Source organism: Vibrio gallaecicus (genome assembly GCF_024347495.1).
Taxonomy (GTDB): Bacteria; Pseudomonadota; Gammaproteobacteria; order Enterobacterales; family Vibrionaceae; genus Vibrio; species Vibrio gallaecicus.
Genome location: NZ_AP025490.1, coordinates 1,925,855 through 1,947,667, shown reverse-complemented (window position 1 = coordinate 1,947,667; position 21,813 = coordinate 1,925,855). Strand labels below are relative to the sequence as shown.

The 21,813-nt window shown below is 40.8% G+C and carries 18 protein-coding genes; 11 read left to right on the top strand and 7 right to left on the bottom strand.

What is annotated here, in order from left to right:
- Positions 1-62: 62 nt before the first annotated feature.
- Positions 63-1,109: a phage shock protein operon transcriptional activator gene (pspF, locus tag OCU78_RS08385; protein ID WP_137373012.1), complete on the bottom strand. Its 1,047-nt coding sequence runs from the start codon at positions 1,107-1,109 to the stop codon at positions 63-65.
- Positions 1,110-1,402: 293 nt separating this feature from the next.
- Here pspF and pspA point away from each other — a divergent pair, with 293 nt between their 5' ends.
- From pspA to OCU78_RS08350, 7 genes are all read left to right on the top strand, one after another.
- A complete protein-coding gene (pspA, locus tag OCU78_RS08380) occupies positions 1,403-2,074 on the top strand; it encodes a phage shock protein PspA (protein WP_137373013.1) in 672 nt (223 codons plus the stop codon).
- A gap of 14 nt (positions 2,075-2,088) precedes the next feature.
- Entirely contained in the window at positions 2,089-2,322 is a 234-nt protein-coding gene (gene pspB, locus OCU78_RS08375) for an envelope stress response membrane protein PspB (RefSeq protein WP_137373014.1), read from the top strand.
- On the top strand, positions 2,315-2,701 hold the full coding sequence (pspC, locus tag OCU78_RS08370; protein WP_137373015.1) for an envelope stress response membrane protein PspC: 387 nt from the start codon (positions 2,315-2,317) through the stop codon (positions 2,699-2,701). The genes pspB and pspC overlap by 8 nt, the downstream gene beginning before the upstream one ends.
- Positions 2,702-2,858: 157 nt before the next feature.
- The gene (locus tag OCU78_RS08365) at positions 2,859-3,893 is read left to right on the top strand and encodes an efflux RND transporter periplasmic adaptor subunit (RefSeq protein WP_137373016.1); all 1,035 of its coding nucleotides are present in this window, start codon (positions 2,859-2,861) and stop codon (positions 3,891-3,893) included.
- Between the two features lies 1 nt (position 3,894).
- The gene (locus OCU78_RS08360) at positions 3,895-4,980 is read left to right on the top strand and encodes an efflux RND transporter periplasmic adaptor subunit (RefSeq protein WP_137373017.1); all 1,086 of its coding nucleotides are present in this window, start codon (positions 3,895-3,897) and stop codon (positions 4,978-4,980) included.
- Positions 4,973-8,068: an efflux RND transporter permease subunit gene (locus OCU78_RS08355; protein ID WP_137373018.1), complete on the top strand. Its 3,096-nt coding sequence runs from the start codon at positions 4,973-4,975 to the stop codon at positions 8,066-8,068. The genes OCU78_RS08360 and OCU78_RS08355 overlap by 8 nt, the downstream gene beginning before the upstream one ends.
- A gap of 47 nt (positions 8,069-8,115) precedes the next feature.
- A complete protein-coding gene (locus OCU78_RS08350; RefSeq protein ID WP_137373019.1) occupies positions 8,116-8,709 on the top strand; it encodes a DNA-3-methyladenine glycosylase I in 594 nt (197 codons plus the stop codon).
- Between the two features lie 117 nt (positions 8,710-8,826).
- Here the strand turns inward: OCU78_RS08350 and OCU78_RS08345 are convergent, their stop codons facing one another.
- Positions 8,827-10,035 (bottom strand): cystathionine beta-lyase, encoded by a 1,209-nt coding sequence (locus tag OCU78_RS08345; RefSeq protein WP_137373020.1) that lies wholly within the window; start codon positions 10,033-10,035, stop codon positions 8,827-8,829.
- Positions 10,036-10,395: 360 nt separating this feature from the next.
- Positions 10,396-11,850, bottom strand: coding sequence for a cardiolipin synthase (gene cls, locus OCU78_RS08340; protein WP_137373021.1), 1,455 nt, complete (start codon positions 11,848-11,850; stop codon positions 10,396-10,398).
- Between the two features lie 441 nt (positions 11,851-12,291).
- Here cls and OCU78_RS08335 point away from each other — a divergent pair, with 441 nt between their 5' ends.
- The 4 genes from OCU78_RS08335 to OCU78_RS08320 all read left to right on the top strand — a co-directional run bounded on the left by OCU78_RS08335 (position 12,292) and on the right by OCU78_RS08320 (position 17,344).
- Positions 12,292-13,662, top strand: a complete 1,371-nt coding sequence (locus OCU78_RS08335; protein WP_218941007.1) for a sodium-dependent transporter — start codon at positions 12,292-12,294, stop codon at positions 13,660-13,662.
- Between the two features lie 234 nt (positions 13,663-13,896).
- A complete protein-coding gene (locus tag OCU78_RS08330; RefSeq protein ID WP_137373023.1) occupies positions 13,897-15,510 on the top strand; it encodes a methyl-accepting chemotaxis protein in 1,614 nt (537 codons plus the stop codon).
- 185 nt (positions 15,511-15,695) lie between these two features.
- Positions 15,696-16,394 carry a TIGR01621 family pseudouridine synthase gene (locus OCU78_RS08325; RefSeq protein WP_137373024.1) on the top strand — a complete coding sequence of 233 codons (699 nt, stop codon included), beginning with the start codon at positions 15,696-15,698 and terminating at the stop codon, positions 16,392-16,394.
- A gap of 8 nt (positions 16,395-16,402) precedes the next feature.
- The gene (locus tag OCU78_RS08320; RefSeq protein WP_137373025.1) at positions 16,403-17,344 is read left to right on the top strand and encodes a class I SAM-dependent methyltransferase; all 942 of its coding nucleotides are present in this window, start codon (positions 16,403-16,405) and stop codon (positions 17,342-17,344) included.
- Between the two features lie 56 nt (positions 17,345-17,400).
- Here OCU78_RS08320 and OCU78_RS08315 read toward each other — a convergent pair whose 3' ends face one another.
- The 4 genes from OCU78_RS08315 to OCU78_RS08300 are packed head-to-tail and all read right to left on the bottom strand — an operon-like array spanning position 17,401 to position 21,491.
- The gene (locus OCU78_RS08315; RefSeq protein ID WP_137373026.1) at positions 17,401-18,012 is read right to left on the bottom strand and encodes a CDP-alcohol phosphatidyltransferase family protein; all 612 of its coding nucleotides are present in this window, start codon (positions 18,010-18,012) and stop codon (positions 17,401-17,403) included.
- The gene (locus tag OCU78_RS08310) at positions 18,005-18,652 is read right to left on the bottom strand and encodes an ATP-binding cassette domain-containing protein (RefSeq protein ID WP_137373027.1); all 648 of its coding nucleotides are present in this window, start codon (positions 18,650-18,652) and stop codon (positions 18,005-18,007) included. Before OCU78_RS08310 ends, OCU78_RS08315 begins: the two co-directional genes overlap by 8 nt.
- Positions 18,618-20,324, bottom strand: a complete 1,707-nt coding sequence (locus OCU78_RS08305) for an ABC transporter permease (protein ID WP_137373028.1) — start codon at positions 20,322-20,324, stop codon at positions 18,618-18,620. Before OCU78_RS08305 ends, OCU78_RS08310 begins: the two co-directional genes overlap by 35 nt.
- A gap of 6 nt (positions 20,325-20,330) precedes the next feature.
- Entirely contained in the window at positions 20,331-21,491 is a 1,161-nt protein-coding gene (locus tag OCU78_RS08300; protein ID WP_137373029.1) for an ABC transporter substrate-binding protein, read from the bottom strand.
- Positions 21,492-21,813: the final 322 nt, after the last annotated feature.

Here is a 21,813-nt window from a genome sequence, read left to right as displayed (position 1 = left end):
CCTCAAGAGCCGGACAATTTATCATTTTATTTATTTCGCTCCAAATGATTATCTATTTATACCTACGATTTGTCGCCAGTTTGCCCAACAATCGCATATTTTCTTACCATGCCTCTAAGTTGGTGGTAGCTGAGACCTAATAATTCGGCAGCATCCTTCTGATTATATTTACTTTGTTCTAATGCTTGTGTGAGCAGATGAACATCTTGCTGTTCTTGCCACGCTTTATAATTTAATGGAAATGAAAAGCTATTACCTAATGAAGTATGGCTGTTGGTGGCATTATTGTCAGGGTTTTGTGAAAGGCTGTCCGTATGTTCTGAACCTTCATCTTTCTGTCCCCAAGTTTGTTTAAACGGGTCGAAAACTAATGAGTCGATAGGGTAATCGGACTTTCCATTTTGATATATTGCTCGCTCAACTACATTTTTTAATTCTCGAACATTCCCTGGCCAGTGGTAATCAAGTAATGATTGTAGAGCTGCATCTGAAAAACCAATGAATAAATCCAGTTGCAGTTCGCGGCACATCCTAATTGCGTAATGCTCCGCAAGTAAAAGTATGTCTTCTTTTCGTTCACGAAGTGGTGGAATGGAAATGACATCAAAGGCAAGCCTATCGAGTAAATCTGCTCGAAATTCACCTATCTGAGCAAGTTGAGGTAAGTCAGCGTTGGTTGCACATACTAGACGAACATTGGCATTTAATATTTTTTGTCCGCCAACTCGTTCATATTGACCATACTCTATGACTCTAAGTAGCTTCTCTTGTACTGATAACGGTGCGGTTGCGAGTTCATCTAAAAATAATGTGCCGCCTTCTGCTCTTTCAAAACGTCCTTGGTGGCGACCTTTAGACCCTGTGAATGAACCTGATTCATGTCCAAATAGTTCCGAGTCAATCAATCCCTCACTTAAAGTTGAGCAGTTTAAAGTGACTAAAGGTTGATCCCAACGTTTTGACAGGTAGTGTAGACGTTGAGCAATTAACTCTTTACCCGTTCCTCTTTCACCTATTATGAGTACTGGTCTTTCAATAGGGGCAAGCTGAGAAACTTTATCGAGTACAGAAAGAAAAGTGGGTGACTCACCAATAAGGTTCTGCTGCATACTGTGGCCTTTAAATTGGAAATTAAGTGGGATTAAACCTTGGTAGTGCTAATAGTGACTAAGGTAGTTTTTATTAATTTGCTTGGTTAAAATAACCAAAAAATGGTTTATTTCATCATATCATGATTGTGTGAAAAGAGTTGGTAAGTTTATCTTATTGAAAAATAACAAGTTTTAACTTGGCACGCGAATTGATACTAGATAGTAGCTAAACAAGTTTATGAAACACTGATTTAAGCTTAACAATAGCTAAAGTGTTTTAACCAGCGGTCAATTATTTTAAGGAGAACCCCATGGGTATTTTTTCTCGTTTCGCAGACATTGTTAACTCAAACATTAGTGCTTTACTTGATAAAGCCGAAGACCCTGAAAAGATGATTCGTCTTATTATTCAGGAAATGGAAGATACCTTAGTGGAAGTTCGCACTAACTCAGCAAAAGCCATTGCCGACAAAAAAGAATTGGCTCGAAGAGTGGAAGGTATGGATTCTCAAATTGCTGAATGGGCGAATAAAGCGACGCTAGCCTTGACCAGAAATCGTGAAGATCTTGCAAGAGCAGCACTGATTGAAAAGAAAAAGTTAGAAGACTTAATTAAAGGTCTACACACAGAGCAAACGTTAGTTGAAGAAACCATCGAAAAATTAACTGGTGAAATCGGTAAGTTGGAAACAAAAATTGCAGAAACACGCGCCAAACAACAAGCGTTAGCAATTCGTAACCAAGCGGCAACTAACCGACGAGATGTACAGAAGCACCTACACTCAAGCCGTTCACATGAAGCAATGGCTAAGTTTGAACAATACTCTCGTAAAGTTGATGAACTTGAAGCCGAAGCTGATGTGTATGCTAAAACAGGCAATGCAAAATCACTTGATCAAGAATTTGCAGAACTACAAGCACAAGATGCCATTGAGCAAGAGCTAGAAAAACTGAAGCAGCAAGTTGAAAACCGCGATAAATAACTAAGGAGCTTTATATGTCAACATTTCTGATTGCCGGACCGCTGACCGTATTTTTGATATTTGTTGCTCCGCTGTGGCTCTTTTTACACTATCGCAGTAAGCGCAAATCTGGAGACGGTCTATCAACTGAGGATCTAGAGCGCCTAAATGTATTGTCTGAGCGCGCAGAAGCGATGCAAGACAGGGTAAAAACGCTTGAAAAAATTCTAGATGCGGAGTCCCCAAGCTGGAGACGAAATTATGAGTAGAGACTTATATCGAGACCCGATTAATGGGAAGCTTTCAGGTGTTTGTGCTGGCATGGCTAATTACTTTGGTCTCGAAGTGTGGTTAGTTAGGATTTTAGTGATATCAGCGGCTTTATTGGGTGGGAGCTTTTTAGTTATCCTCGCGTATGTAGCTATGACATTTATGCTAGAGAAGCAGCCTACTCAATATGTGAATGAACTCAAGGCGAAACAAGAACACAAACTGAAAAATAAGCCATGGGAACAAGGTCAGTCTGCTGAGTCGTTGCTCACGACTTTAGAAGGTGACTTTGAACATCTTGAGCAGACGGTAAGAAACATGGAAGCCTATGTTACTTCTGATGCATTTAAGGTGAATCGAGAATTTAAAAACATGTAACTGGTTTGCTGGTTGGTATCAAAGTAACGGTTCGGGTGAATATTATCCAAGCCGTTATTTTTTTTGACAATTTTCAGCGTTAAATCATCCTATCAACTGGTAAGTTTCAAATGATTAATCTATGTTATAGAATATTTCTAGATATGGATGATCGCCAATGTATAAAGCCTCCCTAGTCCTTTTGATGACCATAACAGGGTTGTCTGGGTGTGGTAAGGAGCTTCCCCCGGTTCCCGAACCTGAATCTCGCCCCGCTAAAATATTCACTGTCTCCGTTGGTAACAACAATTTTGAACGAGACTTCCCCGCGACAACAGAAGCCGGTGATAAAGCAGTGTTAGCTTTTCGTGTCCCTGGTTTGCTAGAAAGTATTGACGTAACAGCGGGTCAAGCTGTGTCGAAGGGCGATGTTTTAGCTGCATTAAATCCTGATGAGTATCAGCTGCTTGAAAAACAAGCGCGTGCAAATTTCAAATTGGCTGATGTTCAATATCAGCGTTCTAAAAAACTCCGTAAAGATCGTGTTGTCTCAGAACAAGATTTTGACCAAGCTAAAGCGAACCATAACTCAGCGCGAGCTGTTCTTGAACAAGCTAAAGCTAACTTGCGTTATACGCGTCTTGTCGCGCCTTATGACGGCACCGTATCTTTAATTCCGGCCGAAAATCACGAGTACATCAGCGCCAAGAAAGGTGTCATGAATATTCAAACGAATCAGATCCTAAAAGTAGTTTTTCTTCTACCTGACCAACTCTTAAATCGCTTTTCGACAGGTGTTGAAACAACAGCAACAATGGTATTTGATGCTTTTCCACAGAACAGTTACCCGCTTACTTTCCAAGAAGTGGATACCGAAGCGGATCCAAAAACTGGCTCTTATAAAGTTACTATGGTGATGGAACGCCCAACTGATGTGGGGATTTTACCGGGTATGTCTGGAAATGTGACTGTCGTTGCGGAGAAGCAGTCGGCAACTCGTATCCCTAAAACAGCAATTGTTAATGAAAATGGAAAAACGTCCGTTTGGCGAGTAGACAGTGAAGGTATTGTTGAAAAAGCAAATGTGAATTTAGACGAACAGCACCATATTTTATCCGGTTTGAATGATGGCGATAGAATCGTCACTTCTGGTGTTAATGGTATAGAAGCGGGTATTAAAGTTCGCGAGTGGGTTAAGGAAAGGGGGCTATAGTATGAAGCATTTTAAAACGATAGCGTGTTTATCCAGCCTAGCTTTCTTGAGTGCATGTAGTGATAGCAGAACGGAATCAGTGGTTGCCACACCAAAAGTGAAAGCAATAGAGATCCAAAAGTCAGATAAGCATGACAAATTGTATTTCCCTGCGGTGGCGAATGCGGCTGAAAAGTCACACCTTAGTTTCCGTGTGTCTGGTGAAATTAACAAACTTACGATCAAAGAAGGGGCAAGAGTTAACCAAGGTGACATTCTTGCTGAGCTTGATCCTACGGATTATAAGCTAGATGTTGATAACGCTCGCGCTAGATTTACCGTAATTGATAGCCAATATAAACGTTCAAGCCCACTTGTGAAAAAAGGTCTATTAGCTAAATCTCAATTTGATGAGATAGCGGCTCAGCGACAAATTGCTTTTTCAGAGCTAGAACTGGCAAAACTGCGTTTATCATTCACTAAGCTTCGAGCTCCTGTTGATGGGATTATTTCTCGTGTCAGTGTTGATCAGTTTGAAAATATACAAGTCGGTCAGCAAATTGTGAATATTCACAGCGTAGAAGATGTGGAAGTCGTCATCCAATTACCTGATCAAATTTATGTTAACCAACCTAGCCAAGCGAGCACAGCAAAAGTAGATGCTTTAGTTCGTGTGCCAAGTGGCAATGAATATAAAGCGTCTATTAAAGAGTTCACTACAGAGCCAGATCCAACGACAGGAACTTTCACCGTTACTTTGTCACTTCCAATGCCTGAAACTGAATATATTCTTGATGGTATGGCAGTAGAAGTGACTTCGAGTGGTCGTAACATGGGGCTAAAACTCAATCTTGGTGTTCTTATTCCAATTGAAGCTATTTTCAATGCAGATGGCGATACATTAGATAGAAAGCAATCGTATGTATGGGTTGTTAATCAAGATAGTACCGTTTCCAAGCAACAAGTTGAAATAGGGAAAGCGAATCAAAAGACGCTGCAAGTTATCAGTGGATTAGAGTTAGGACAAACCATCGTAACTGCTGGGTTATCAAGGTTAAGAGACGGAATGACAGTGGAAGTATTGTCTCAGGAGACGGGTAATGAGTGATATTAATAATAAGCCTCAAACAGACGATGAAATTACTGGTGTTGCGGCCTATTTCATCCGTAACAAAGTTATTAGTTGGATGCTCGCACTGATCTTTTTAATTGGTGGTGTTTCAGCATTTTTCGGACTGGGACGTTTAGAAGACCCTGCCTTTACCATAAAAGATGCCATGGTAGTCACTTCTTATCCTGGTGCTACGCCTCAGCAAGTTGAAGAAGAGGTGACTTATCCATTAGAGAAAGCGATTCAGCAATTAACGTATGTTGATGAAGTGAACTCTATTTCCAGCCGTGGCTTGTCCCAAATAACGGTGACAATGAAAAACAACTATGGCCCTGATGATTTGCCCCAAATTTGGGATGAACTGCGTCGTAAAGTTAATGATTTGGATGGGCAACTGCCTCCGGGGGTAAATACGCCTCAGGTCATCGATGACTTTGGTGATGTATACGGGATTTTGTTAGCGGTTACAGGTGAAGGTTACAGCTATAAAGAGTTACTTGATTATATTGACTACCTAAGGCGTGAACTTGAATTAGTTGATGGCGTCAGTAAAGTTTCTGTTTCTGGTCAACAGCAAGAGCAGGTGTTCATTGAAATATCGATGAAACGCATCAGTTCGTTGGGCTTATCACCCTCAACAGTATTCAATTTATTATCGACTCAAAATGTTGTATCTGATGCTGGCGCGGTGAGAATCGGTGATGAGTTTATTCGGATCCACCCTACTGGTGAGTTTAAAAATGTTGAACAGTTAGGTGATTTGATCCTGACGGAAGGTGGCGCGCAAGGTCTTATTTATCTAAAAGATGTTGCTGAAGTCACGAGAGGTTATGTTGAAGTACCAAGTAATATTATCGGCTATAACGGAAAGTTGGCTCTAAACCTTGGTGTGTCCTTTGCACAAGGCGTTAACGTTGTAGCGGTTGGTGAAATGTTTGACCGACGCTTAGCAGAGCTTAAGTTCCAACAGCCAATCGGTATCGATATTGCTGAAGTTTATAATCAACCGAAAGAAGTAGACAAATCTGTAAGTGGCTTTGTTGTCAGTCTTGGTCAAGCGGTTGCAATCGTAATTATTGTACTATTGTTCTTCATGGGGCTTCGTTCTGGTCTATTGATCGGATTGATACTTCTACTGACCGTTTTTGGCACCTTTATATTCATGCAATACTTCAAAATCGACCTTCAACGAATCTCGTTAGGGGCGCTGGTTATTGCGTTAGGTATGCTGGTGGATAACGCCATAGTGGTGGTCGAAGGGATACTAATAGGAACACAAAAAGGCAGGACACGTTTACAAGCGGCGACTGATATTGTGACGCAAACTAAATGGCCACTACTGGGTGCGACTGTCATTGCGGTAACGGCTTTTGCTCCAATTGGTCTGTCTCAAGATGCGACCGGTGAGTATTGTGGAACACTATTTACGGTATTGCTCATCTCGTTGATGCTTAGCTGGTTCACCGCTATTTCAATCACGCCATTCTTTGCCAATATGTTCTTTAAGGGACAAAAAGTTGATGGTGGCGGTGAAGACAATGATCCATACAAAGGAATGGTTTTTGTCGTGTACAAAAACTTCCTAGAATTTTGTATGAAACGAGCTTGGTTAACCGTAATTGTATTAATTGTCGGCTTAGCTGTGAGCTTGTATGGTTTTATGTTTGTTAAGCAAGCGTTCTTCCCATCTTCTACTACTCCAATGTTCCAAGTTGATGTTTGGATGCCTGAAGGTACAGACATTCGAGCGACTAATACTAAGCTTAAAGTGCTAGAAGGTTGGTTATCAGAACAAGACGAAGTAGACCATATCACTACAACTGCGGGTAAAGGTTTGCAGCGTTTTATGCTTACTTACGCTCCTGAAAAAAGTTATGCAGGTTATGGCGAAATTACGGTTCGAGTGAAAGATTACGAAGTACTTGATCAGTTAATGATTCGCTTTCGTGAACACGTTAATGCGCAGTTCCCTGAAATTAACTACAAACTTAAGAAGATAGAGTTAGGTCCAGGCGGTGGTGCAAAAATTGAAGCAAGAATCGTAGGTTCTGATCCAACTGTATTACGTTCACTAGCATCACAAGTTATGGATATTATGTACGCCGATGCTGGTGCATATAATGTACGTCATGACTGGCGTGAAAGAACCAAAGTTTTGGAACCTCAATTTAATGAAAGCCAAGCGCGTCGTTATGGTATCAGTAAATCAGATGTCGATGAGTTTCTTGCGATGTCATTCTCTGGAAAATCTGTAGGTGTATACCGTGATGGCACAACATTGATGCCAATTGTGGCTCGTCTACCTGAAGATGAGCGAGTTGATATTCGTAACATCGAAGGTATGAAAATTTGGAGCCCGGCATTAAGTGAATACATTCCATTGCAGCAAGTGACTTTAGGCTACGAGCTAATTTGGGAAGACCCGTTGATTGTTCGTAAGAACAGAAAGCGTATGCTGACGGTAATGGCAGACCCTGACTTGTTGGGAGAAGAAACTGCATCAACGCTTCAAAAACGCTTACAGCCACAAATTGAAGCAATTGAAATGCCTTCTGGCTACTCATTAGAGTGGGGCGGGGAGTATGAATCATCTCGTGACGCGCAAGCATCTTTGTTTACGACAATGCCACTTGGCTACTTATTCATGTTCTTGATTACAGTCTTCCTATTTAACTCCGTCAAAGAGCCTTTGATTGTCTGGCTAACGGTGCCATTAGCAGTAATAGGGGTAACTACAGGGTTGTTAGCCTTAGATACACCATTTGGCTTTATGGCACTGCTTGGGTTCCTAAGTTTGTCGGGTATGTTGCTCAAGAACGGGATTGTGTTACTGGATCAAATTGAAATTGAGATGAAATCTGGTAAAGACCCTTATATTGCCGTTGTTGATGCAGCCCTGAGCCGTGTTCGCCCAGTTTGTATGGCAGCAATTACAACAATTTTAGGTATGATCCCGCTACTACCTGATATTTTCTTTAAACCTATGGCTGTAACCATCATGTTCGGTCTTGGTTTTGCAACAGTGTTAACGTTAATTGTTGTGCCGGTTTTGTACCGAATATTCCACAATATTAAAGTTGCATAAATAGATAACTGAATGCCCCGAATTAGGGGCATTTTTATGGATATTGTATGAGCTTATTAAACGAAGAATTTAACACTGAACAGGAAAGTGGACATCAAACATGTGCTTGGGCTTTGAAGCATGAATTAGAGCGTGAATACCACGATAAAGAATGGGGTATCCCTGTTTATGATGATTACGTGCTATTTGAATTCATAACCCTTGAAGGTGCTCAAGCGGGTCTTAGTTGGATCACTATTTTGAAAAAGCGTGAAGGTTATAGAGCTGCATTTGAAAATTATGATTTACTAAAGTTAGCAGATTTAAATGAAGAGGAAGTACCGCGTATTATCGAAAGCTTTGATGTTGTTAAGCATAAAGGGAAAATTGCATCAGTTTACAATAATGCTCGTGCTGCTATTGAGCTACAGAAAGAGTTCGGTTCGTTATCCAATGCTTTGTGGCAGTTTGTAGACGGAAAGCCAATGGTTAATCACTGGGAAGATATGAGTGATGTTCCAACTTCTACCGAAGAGTCAAAACAAATGAGTAAGTTCCTGAAAAAGCGCGGTTTCAAGTTTGTAGGAGAAACCATATGTTATGCATTCATGCAAGCAATGGGCATGGTGAATGATCATATGGTGAATTGCCCCAAAAGATAAAGTTCGTACTTTGCTAAGCTATAAAGCTATAAAGAAAGCCGCAGATTTGTTAACTGCGGCTTTTCTTATAATCCAATCTCAAAAACTTATTTCGCTAGAGCTCAGTCTTTCAAAAAACTAGCTAGCATTTGATTCGCGTTCCAGTACTAGCGCATTATGTCTTTCTAAGCCGCGTTCTAGATCAGCGATTAGGTCATTAACATCTTCTAGACCAATATGAACACGTATCAAAGTGCCTTCAAATTGCGGATGTGCCACGGTTCTCAAGCTATCAAAGCTTTTTGGTTCATTAGCTAGGATTAGGCTTTCAAACCCTCCCCATGAATAACCCATACTGAAGTGTTTCATACCATCTAGTAGTGCCGTTGTCGCTCTTGGGTAAGAAGACTTTAGTACAAAAGAAAACAGACCGTTACCACCAGTAAAGTCACGATTAAAAAACTGGTGCCCAGGGCAAGTTTCAAGAGCAGGGTGACGAACATGGTCGACTTCAGGTCTACTTTGCAGCCACTTTGCTACTTTAAGGCTGCTTTCTGCATGTTGACGTAATCTTACATCAAGAGTGCGAATGCCTCTTAAACCAAGGTAAGCATCATCAGGAGATACACATTGTCCCATTAGGTAACTTTGCTCGCGTAGCTGTTCCCAACATTTTTCATTAGCAACGGCTGTACCTAGCATGACATCAGAGTGACCGACGATGTATTTGGTCGCCGCTTGAATAGAGATATCAACACCGAACTCAAAAGGAGAGAAGTTCACGCCAGCAGCCCAAGTATTATCAAGCATAACGACAATATCAGTTTCATGAGCAATGCGTGACAAAGTAGGGATATCTTGGACTTCCATGGTTACAGAACCAGGAGATTCCGTGAACAAAACCGTGGTGTTTTCTTGAATAAGGTCACGAATACCTTCTCCAATAGTTGGGGCGTAGTAAGTCGTTTCGACCCCCATTTTCTTCAGCATGGTATCGCAGAAATCACGTGTAGGTTCATAGCAAGTATCAACCATCAAAAGGTGATCACCTGTTTTCACAAAAGACAAAATAGTATTTGAGATGGCAGCGGTACCACATGGGTAAAGTGCACAGCCAGCACCACCTTCGACTTCAACCATTGCATCTTGAAAAGCAAAATGAGTATTCGTACCACGACGACCGTAGAAAAGAGTTTTGTTAGCACGGTTGACGGTTGCTTTATGCTTTTCTTCGACTGTATTAAACACAACTGTTGAAGCACGTTGAACCGGTGGGTTAACCACACCATTTGTCCATTTTTTATCGCGACCAGCAGTTATGAGTTTGGTTGTCTTACTTTCAGACATGCTATGAATTCCTTATCAATCAGTTATGGTCTATTTAAAGCATGTAGGGAGGCGTGAATGCAATAGCTAATAATGACTTTTTCCTATTTAGAACAAAATTTCAGTCCAACACACCAAAAACGATGGTTTAAAGGTGGCAGCCAGTGCTAGTTGTGATTATGAATGAAGATAAAAGATAAAAGATAAAAGATAAAAGATAAAAGATAAAAGATAAAAGATAAGAGATAAGAAACAATTGGACGATTGAAGGGAGGTTTAGAAGCTTTCGTCCTTCAATCGACTAATAGCAGTAGTTAGTTCTTTTGCTCTTAGAGTCAAGTGTAAGAACTTAGATACTGGCTAGAGTGGCGGGTTAAATAGCTAGAGTAGCGGGTTAAAAAGGTAGAATAGCCTTTCAAAAAATCGTGCGGGTAAACCTCGTTTATTCCAATTTTCCAAATCCACGCAATACGAATTATCTATATATGATTGTTGAAGTTGAGACAGTTCAGTAGTGAACTTAACGTCATCAACTGCTAGCGTTACTTCAAAATTCAGCCACAAGCTACGCATATCAATATTGACAGTCCCTACTAAACAAAACTCTTCATCAATGACTACCGATTTTGTATGAAGTAACCCGCCATGAAATTCATAGATTTTCACTCCAGCTTCTAATAATTCAGTATAGAAAGCTTTGGATGCCCATTTAACCATTATAGAGTCATTAATATGAGGAATGATAAGTTCAACATTGACTCCTCGCTGGGCTGTCATCTTCAAGATTTCAAGTAAGTCTGCGCTAGGAACAAAGTAGGGTGTGGTAATGCGTACCGATTTGTTGGATTGATTGATCGCGATACTCAATACCTGCAATATCATATGTTCAGGCATGCCGGGGCCGGAAGGTACAACTTGAACAGGGTGTTGAGCCTCTGAGTCGTCAATTTGGCATTCGGGAAGTTGAGGAAGAATACGGTCACCCGTCTCTACTTCCCAATCCCAGCCATGAATGGCTGATAGTACATTCACCGTTGGTCCTGTTACTCGCACCATTATGTCTACCCATTGCCCAACGCCTGCACATTGTTTGAAATGAGCGGGGTCTACCATATTCATAGAACCGGTATACGCAATGGATTCGTCGATCACAATGATCTTCCTGTGCTGCCTAAGATCTAACCTTCTCAAAAAGATACGCCAAGGGCTTACTTCTAATGCTTGTACTACATGAATACCGGCATCTTTCATCATTGAATTCCAGTGACTCCTAAAAAATCTAGGGCTTCCAGCGGAATCAAGTAACACCTTAACTTCCACACCTCGTTTGGATGCTTGGATTAAAGCAGAGGCGACAGAGTCAGCTAAACCTCCAGGATGCCAGATATAAAAGACCATTTTGATGCTGGTTTGTGCACTTTCTATGTCTTTGATTATGGAGCGGAGTATTTCATCGGGGGATGCTTGTAGGGAAAGTGTATTACCACTTAAAGCAGGAATACCCATTCGATTATTGCAAAGCTCATCAATTTTATGGATAGGTGAGCCGACTTGAGCAGGTAAATGTGCTTGGCAGTGATTCAGCTGTCTGAACCAATCTCCAAAAGGGGTAAACATTTGTTTTGCTCGTTCTGCTCGTTTTCTACCTAAGTTGAGCTCTCCGAACAAAAAATAGCAGGCAACGCCAACGATTGGGACGATGTAAATGACCATCAACCACGCGAGAGACACACTGACAGCTCGTCTTTTAAGAACAACTCGAAGCGTGACACCTGCAACGAGAATCCAATACAGCACCAGTGAAGCGATAGTTAGAAAATGATAAACCTTATCCACATGCAAATACTCGAAAAAAGAGACACTTAGATAGTAATAGTATTTTAAAGCTATTGGAATTTTAGTTGTAACGAATTTATAAAAAGCAACAAACTGTTTACAAGTTAGAGTAAAGGCTGTAAATAGAGGAAAGTTGTTAAGTTTTAGTTAAACTAAGACGAAAACGATTGGTTTGTACGAAAAGTCGGCATTTAAACATATAAATTAACATCTAGGTGGGAATTTATACGGTGCGGGCTTCCAATTTTAATCTGAAACTGTTTTACTTGCTACACAACGAGCGTCAATCATACTTTTATAAAGTGTACTTAAATATTTACACTTCATCTTTTAAGACGCCAAACTCAAGCAAACACAACATAAAATATATCTGGAGAGAGCGTGGCTACTAACCCATCTACAAATTCCCGTGACACATGGGGCTCAAAACTTGGCTTCGTAATGGCCGCAGCAGGTTCTGCTGTTGGTCTAGGTAACATTTGGAAGTTCCCTTACACTGCAGGCGAAAGTGGCGGCGGTGCATTCGTTGCAATTTACCTGTTTTTTGTAATCTTTATTGGTTTCAGCGTTATGCTGACTGAATTTGCTATTGGCCGTCATACACAAAAATCTGCGGTTGGCGCTTTTAAATCGACAGATCGCCGCTGGACATTCGCTGGTGTGATTGGCGTAGTCAGTGGCCTACTTATTATGGGTTTCTACCCTGTAGTAGGTGGCTGGTCTATCGCTTATATCGGTAAAATTGCTGGTGGTCTTCTTGATACACCTGAAGCAATCGGTGACAGCTTTGGTGGTTTCATCTCTGATCCTATCCAACCACTAATGTGGATGGGCGCATACTTACTACTAAACATTATTATCGTAATGAAGGGTATTTCTGGCGGTATTGAGAAAGCAGGTAAGGTATTAATGCCTTTACTGTTCATCATCCTCATCGTTGTATCTATCAAAGGTTTAATGCTTCCAGGTTCAATGGCTGGCTTAGAGTTCCTGTTCAGCCCTGACTTTTCTAAAGTAGATAGCAATGTAATTCTTGCAGCTCTAGGTCAAGCGTTCTTCTCTCTAAGCCTTGGTATGGGTTGTATGATGACATACGGTTCTTACCTTAAGAAAAAAGAGAACCTAGTTCAGACAACTGCAATGGTTACCGCAATGGATACAGGTGTTGCTATCCTGGCTGGTGTTGCAATGTTCCCAGCAATGTTCGCATTCGGTATGGAACCAGCAGCTGGTCCAGGTCTAGTATTCGTAGTGGTACCTCAGTTATTTGCTGAAATGGGTGGCGTAATTGGTCTTCTGTTTGCACTTATGTTCTTTATTGGTCTAAGTGTTGCTGCTTTAACTTCTTCAGTGTCTCTATTAGAAGTAGTGGTTTCTTACCTAATCGATGAAAAAGGCATGAAGCGTGTTACTGCAGTACTTTCGGCAAGTGCTGTAATGGCTATTCTATGTATCTTTGCTTCTCTATCTCTAGGCGGCTTAGGTCCAACATTGTTCGATACTGGTGCATTTGACATCTTCGACCTGCTAACAGATAAAATCTTCCTAGCAGTTGGCGGTATGTTGGTATGTATCTTCGCTGGTTGGAGACTAAACCGTGCAGACCTTGAGAAAGAAATCACTAACGATGGTGAAGTATCTTTCCCACTATTTGGTCTTTGGTACAACCTTGTGAAATACGTAATTCCTGTAGCAATCGCAATCGTTGCATTTATGGGTGTATCTTCAGGCTTTGATAGCGGTAAAGGAGCAATCATGCTTCTGGGCTTAGGTATCATTGCTGGCTCTGCAGTTATTTCTAAGAAGTTCTAATTAGAACTCTCTTATTGAGTTTAACTACGGTTTAAAAGCCATGAACTTAAACGAGAATCTCTATCGAGATTCTCGTTTTTTTATGCGTATAAGAAAATTTAACCTTTATTAAAGAAAACCATCATTTATTTTAAATATTGACTATAAATATGATTAAAGGAAATACATAAAGTGTCGATAAGTTATATGAGGTAGTACACTGTAACTGCTACCATTATTCTAGGAAGGTGCTGTGTGAAATTATCAGTAAGAAAAAAGTTGTATGCAGGTTTTGGAGCAATACTTGCGGTTTTAGTTATCTTAGTGGCTATTGTTTGGATGGAAGTCAGTAAGTCTCACAATATTGCTGATGAAATCAGGACTGATGATGTGCCTGAGGTAGTGACATATCTTATCCTCATTGATGAAGCAGGTGACGTATACCGTGATGCTATGGGGGGCGTTACTCTTGTTAGTGGTTCACTTGATGATTACCGTGCGAATAAAGGTGAGTTTGCCGACGCTATTCGACAAGCTAAGCAACTAGAAAACCAAGGATCTTCAGATTATCGTCGAATTGAAAAAATTGAAGATTTGATGCAACGTTTTACGCAAGAGTTTGAGTCAAAGCTGATTTCGAATATTAGTGAAGACAAACTGTTGTCAAACATAAATCAACTACGAACTTTGTATACTCAATATTTAATGCCTATTGAGGCGTTATTAGATGAAGCATCAGAATTAGAGCGCGCTGCTGCAAATAATTCGCTACTGTCTCTAAATGACTCCTTTAATACCATGGAACGAACGATCCTGATTTTATCAGCGATTGCGATTGTTTTTGGTTGTGCAATTGCTTATATCTTATCTAGTTCAATTACTAACCGCTTAACTAAGCTTGAAAGCGTAGCAAGACGAGTTGCTGAAGGAGATTTAACGGCTGAAGCGATTGTGGATGAATCAGGTGATGAATTAGCGAATCTGGCTCAATCTGTGAACCAAATGCAGAATTCACTGGTGGGTCTAATTGGTTCTATTTCAACAGTTACGAAAGAAGTGCAAACGGCGACTGGTGAACTTTCGTCAATTAGCCAAGACATTGTAAGCGGTGCGACTGCTCAAGCTGATAAAGCTAACCTTATTGCAACAGCTGCTGAAGAGTTGAGCTTGACTATATCAGAAGTAGCGCAGCAAGGAACTTCAACTTATGAAGAAGCACGACGCTCAGAAACCTCTGCAGAAGATGGTCGTAAAGTCATTGTAGAAATGGTTGCAAGCATCCAGCAAGTTTCTAATCAGATGAGTGACATGTCGACTCAAATGAACACACTCGGTTCGCATGGTGAGCAAATCGGTAGTGTTATTAAAGTGATTGAAGATATAGCCGAGCAAACAAACCTACTTGCTCTAAATGCAGCGATTGAAGCGGCTCGTGCAGGTGAATTTGGACGTGGTTTCGCAGTGGTTGCTGATGAAGTGAGAGCTTTAGCTGAAAGAACAACAAAAGCTACTCAAGAAGTGTCAGGTATTATTCAAGCGATTCAATCTGGTACACAAGAAGCGGTGACTTATACTCAAGACAATTGCCGCCTAGTGGAAATCGGTGTTGAGCAAAGTTCTGGAGCGGTTGTGGCGTTAGAGGCTATTGTTACCGGCGCTGGCAACGTACAAAGTATGGTTAACTCTATTGCGACAGCAGCTGAAGAACAAACTGCAGTAACAAAGGAAATTGCTGCGGATATTACTGCAATCAGTGATATCTCTGAGCAATCTCTAAGTCTTGCAAACCAGAGTTCAAACAGTACTCATGGGCTAAATGGTCGAGTTTCTGAACTGGAAGCGTTGATCAGTAAGTTTAAACTTAAGTAACAACACTGAAGTGATATTGGTTGGGCAGCGAAAAAGCGAACTCTCGCTTTTTCGTTATTTATTATTAGCCAATAATCAGTAAATAAGGGGCTAATTTTCAAATCATACTTGTTTATTTAGCCCCGCTCATTACTGGTATCTCAAATTAGAATAGGTATACTCCTCGCTCTACAATGGAGCCTTAAATGTTCAATATCCTATTCACTCATCAAGACTTTCTCGTCATAAATAAACACCCCAATGTATCTGTCCACAAAGATGATGGCGACACTATGCTCCTGCATGAAGTGGCTAAAGAGAGTGGCGATAAACAGTTATTTTTGGTGCATCGATTAGATAAAATGACTTCTGGCATTTTGTTGCTAGCGCGAAACTCAAAAGCAGCTAGCGAACTTTCCCAAAGTTTTGCTAATCGAGACGTTGAAAAGTATTATTTGGCTATTGGTTCCAAGAAGCCTAAAAAGAAACAAGGCTTAATTTCTGGAGATATGGAACGCTCAAGACGCTCTAGCTGGAAGCTATTGAATAGTAAAAATAACCCCGCTGTTACACAGTTTTTATCTGCGTCTGCTGAGCCTGGTGAAAGGCTATTTTTGTGTAAGCCGTACACAGGTAAAACGCATCAAATTCGTGTTGCAATGAAGTCAATTGGCTCTGCCATTATTGGGGATTCAATTTATAACCCTTCTAGCCAGTCTGATAGAGGTTACTTACATGCGTTTGCTATTCGATTTACTTATCAGAATCAAAGCTATGATCTCGTGTGTGACCCTAGAGAGAATGACGTTCTCGGAATGAAATGGCATGTAGACCCTATAAAAACCAATTTAGATTCTTGGCTTAAGCCATGGTTACTAGATTGGCCTAAGTTAAATATTAAGTGAGTAATATAATGCAAGCATCCGCATTACCAGTGTTTTTTAAACATATAGAACAGCAACTTAATGATGTTCCTAATGAATTACGCCGAGTCTTCCATGGTCGAGGTAAATTTTGGCCTGAATTAGATCAGTTAACGTGTGACTGGGTAGACGGGCAACTGTTAGTTAATTTATTCAAAGAAGTAGATGAAGGCTTTATGAAAAGTCTTAAAGAAGGGCTGATTGAATTAACTGAAACGCCGCTTTGGCAAGACAAAAGTGGTCGTTGTATTATGCTGCAACACCGTTACTCAGATGGTGCACCGTCTGAAGTGTTATGGGGAGAATTGGATGCTTCTCCTGTTGTTGTTGAACATGGTTTACAGTACCAGCTAGATATCGGACGTAACCAGAACTTTGGTTTGTTCTTAGATATGCGATATGGGCGACAGTGGGTTCAAGACAACGCAAAAGAAAAGAATGTACTTAACCTATTTGCTTATACCTGTGGTTTTTCTGTTGCTGCCATTGCTGGTGGTGCGAACAAAGTCATGAATGTTGATATGTCACGTGGCTCATTGAATAAAGGTCGTGAAAACCATCGACTAAATGAACATGACATGCGTTCAGTGAGCTTTTTAGGTTACGATATCTTTAAGTCTTGGGGCAAAATCAAGAAAGGTGGACCTTATGAATTGGTGATTATTGATCCGCCATCATTTCAGAAAGGTAGCTTTGCTCTCACTAAAGATTACAAAAAGATCCTTCGCCGTTTACCTGAGTTGTTAACTGAAGGTGGCGAAGTGATTGCGTGTGTAAATTCACCGGCAGTATCGCCTGATTTCTTAGTCGAGACGATGGCAGAAGAAGCGCCGACAGTTATTTATCAAGAGCGATTAGAAAATCCACCAGAATTCATTGACGTCGATTTAGATTCAAGCTTGAAAGTGCTTAGATTCAAGCTGTCGGTCTAAGTACATAACCACATAGCTTTTCAATTTTAAACATGCCGCATTATTTGCGGCATTTTTTATTGATTCTGCAAAGTTTTAAATCCGAAGAAGATTCTCATGAAAGTGGTTATCCAACATGCCGCACCAAACACATAGGCAATAATCGCAAAATGCTGTGGCCAGATACAAAAGGCGATGAAGGAAGCAATGGTTTCTGTTCCTTCAGTTAGACCAGACATGTAATACAACGATTTATGCTTATATTCCGGGTTCTCAATCCCCAATTTTCCTGCCATAACAGCGAAAGCAAGAAAGCTGCTACCAGTGCCGATGAAAGCAAAAATCAAGAATGCACCTGCCACCGCATTTTGTTCAGGGTTTGCCAGCACGAAACCGAAAGGTATCAGGGAATAAAACAAGAAATCTAAACTGATATCTAAAAAGCCACCAGCGTCTGTAATGCCTTGGATCCTCGCAAGTGCCCCGTCTAATCCATCACATATTCGATTTAAAACAACGAATAACAGCGCTAAATCATATTCTTGATTGATTAAAGCAGGAAAAGCTAAACATCCAATAATAAAACCAAACAAAGTAGTTTGGTTAGCTGTGACACCGACTTTATTGAGAGTCGCGGCAGCTTGGTTTAACGGCCATTTAATGACTTGGACAGAATATTTATCAAGCATATTGTTTGCTCCATGGCCATTTTAGTACTTTGGCATTTTTCGGAATGTCTTCATCATCATGGGTGACTATTAAAGCTGGTATGTCGGCTTGCTTGAGTTGTTCGAAAACCCAATCTTTAAATTGCCCTCTTAGTGCTTTATCGAGCTTGCTAAATGGCTCATCAAGCAAGGCTACTTTGGGCTTGGCCAATAACATACGAGTTAAACTAATACGCGCTCGTTGTCCTCCAGAAAGCTGGTCTGGGAATGACTCAGCAAGCATAGATAACTCGATATTTTTAAGAGCAGCCATCGCTTGTGCTTTTCGGTTGCTTCCTTTGATCGAATTAGGCAGTGCAAAAGCGAGGTTTTCCCAAACCATCATGTGTGGGAATAAAAGGTCGTCTTGAAACAAGATTCCTACTTCACGAAGGTGAGCGGGAGTTTGGTCAATACGATTGTCATTTAAATAGACTGAACCACGATAATTAAACTCAGTAGATAAGTGACCAGCGATCACATCAAGTAGCGTCGATTTTCCACAGCCACTAGGCCCCATTATGGCCAGTATTTCACCTGAACCTAAGGTGTAATTTAAAGGCTCAAATAATTGTGAACCATCAGACTTATGGATGGTGAGGTCTTCGAGACAGAGACTCATGGGGTAATAAACCTTTAATTGAAAGACGGCGATATTTAACCTGAAGTCGGCTAACTAAAATTGCGAACGAGAAGAATAGTAAAGGCAGTAGAGCTTGCAATATCGCATAAATAGCAGTAACTCGACGGTCAAAGCCACTCGATAAAGCTACAGCTTCTGTTGTGATAGTACTAATTCTCCCAGCACCTAACATTAGGGTTGGTAAGTATTGCGCTAAGCTCACGCTTATTCCAACTGCCCAAGCAAATACGATAGCGGGGAGAAGAATCGGCGCTTTTATTTTAATCCAACTATAAAGCGGTGATTTACCCAAACTTAAAGAAGCTGTGATAATACGGTTATCAAAGCTTCTCCATGGTCCATCAAGAGAAAGGTAGACAAACGGGAATGCGAAGAATATATGCGACCAAATAACCCATAGCGAATAAGCATTGCTATTGAGGTATAAAGTAGATACTTGTAAACCAAACAAAATAGAGAGCTGCGGTACTAGCATAGGAATAGCAATGATGTAGCCAGGAAATTGCCATTTGTACTTAATGCGATACTCATGAGCGACTAAAGCAAGAAACAAAGCAATCGAAGAGGCGATTAAAGCTATCCATAAACTTTGACTAACAGTGCCGATAATCCCATCCCACTCATATTCCCAAAAACGTAACGTGTAGCGGCTAGGGGCTAGGTCTGGAAATCTCCAGCGCTGAGCAATACTCCAAATGAACATTAATGGAATCATTAGGATCGAGAGAAAGGCAATACCACTAAAAATGGTTCTTCCGGGTAAGCGAATTCCGGATCTTCCAGAAAACTGCCAACCTCGATTTACTTTCAAAATCATCCATTCAATGAAACGTGCTAAAGCAATCATCAATGAAGCAATACCGAATAGTACAATTGCACCAGCTGCCGCTCTTGGAAGTAGGTTTAAATCAGGGTCGCTAAACCATTGCCAAACTAAAACTGCAAAGGTAGGAGGGTTTGTCGGACCAATAATTAAAGCGATGTCCACAACTGAAAGGCTGTAAGCGATGACTGCAAGCATAGGAAAACGAAGCTTGGTAAACCACTGTGGGAGAATGCATTTCCACCAAGTTTGGGCTTTGCTATAGCCTAATGAAGCGCTAACCTTTGAAATTTTCTCCACATTAATTTGTTGAAGAATAGAAATACTCATTAATAACAGAAATGGCACTTCTTTCAGTGCCAGCATTATTATTAGCCCAGCAGAGTAGGGATCTTTGATGAGTAAAGCGAGCTCTGAGGAGTCACTTATATAACTACTTCCAAAAATGCTTTCAAATGTTCTTACACCTAAACCTGTTGGAGCGAAAAGAAAAGCAAATCCAATAGCAAAAGCCACATGAGGCATAGCCAGCAATGGGGATAAGGTCAGCTCTATCTTCTTCCAGAATGGGCTTCCCCATGTTGCGAGCAAAATAGCAAAAGTCAGTGCGCAAGCGAGGTAGCTGCTAATAAGCGCAGAACTGATCGTTAAACCGATTGAATGCCATACACCCTGCCATTGGAATACTTGCTCAAAACCATTAAGGGAAGGAGTATGTAAACCAATGGGAGGAATATAGCTTAGTGAGGAGACTACCACGCCAAGTAAACCTGGAATGGTAGGTAAAATACAAACGGCTATAACAACACAATATAGTACGCGTAGCATTTATGTTTAGCTTCCGTAGCGCTTAAGCCATTCTTTTTCAAGAGCCGCTTGCCAGCTTGGGTGAGGTTCACCGACAGACTTAAATTGCTGAGTATTCTTAGCACTTCCACTTAAGTATTGGCTACTTAAAACAGAAGGATCACCCCAAACATTTAAATCACCTTTACGCGACTGAGCTTCGGGGCTTAATAAGAAGTTAATAGCAACTTGAGCTCCGGCACTTGCATTACTATTCCACGGAATTGCCAGGAAATGAATGTTAGATAATGCACCGCTTTCTAAGGCATATGCTTTAGTGGTGTCCGCTAACTTACCGCTTGCTTGAGCAGAGTAGACTGCATTTGGGTTGAATGAGATTGCGAGATCAATCTGACCGTCATCAAGTAACTGAATCGTTTCTGAAGTACCTGCTGGGAACTGCTTACCACCACGCCAAGCGACTTTATGGAATTTATCTAAATACTGCCAAAGTGGAGCAGTTAATGTTTGAAAGTCATCGGCGTTAACGGGTTTCTGTAAAGTGGCGTCATTCTTAGTTAGCTCAATCAGTAATGACTTTAAGAAACTCGTTCCATGAAATTCTGGTGGACGTGGGTAGCTTAACTTATTAGGAAAAGCTTGAGCATAGCTAAGCATTTCAGAGAAAGACTTTGGTGGGTTATACAATGATTCAGAGTCATGGATAAACACTAACTGGCCCACGCCCCATGGTGCTTCTAAACCTTCTGTTGGTTCAGAGAAATCTACATCAATCGGCAGCGTTTTATCAACAAATTCCCAGCTTGGTAAATTTTGAGTAAAAGGACCAAATAACAACTCATTGTCTTTCATCGACTTGAAGTTTTCGCCGTTTATCCAAACCATATCGACACTGCCGCCAGTGTTTTTGTTTGCCGCTTTTTCAGCAACAAGACGTGTCGTTGTTTCAGCAATGTCCGTTACTTTTACATGCTTCAGCGTTACACCATACTGACTTTGTAATTCCTTACCAGCCCATTGTAAGTAGCGGTTAATTTCTTGGCTTCCGCCCCATGCGTGGAAATAGACGGTTTGACCTTCAGCTTGTTGTTTTATCTGAGTCCAATGATCATTTGTTGATGACTCCGCAAATGTTCCTGATGCATAGGCAGTTGCTAAAATACTTAACGTGCTAACTAATTTGTTCATAAACCTTTCCATTTTTTAGTGAACAGGGTGGGCGGCTAAGTGTGAATGATTCACCGCAGCTATTCTATCTGTTTCTAAGATTAATTTTAATTCAGAGCTAATTTTGATTTGATAATAGTTTCAATCAATTACAAAGAAAGTAGTTCAATAACTTAACATTAGACTAAGACCGGGCTTGAACCGAAATAATTACACAAGTTACTGCTTTTTCTTTGAAGTTTGAGCATTTGGTAGGTGCTGGGTGTTTAACTCAGCATATTGGAGCATGAGAGCCGTAGTTTGTATTGGGCTAAGGCGAGTAGTAAACAAATATGGTTTAACT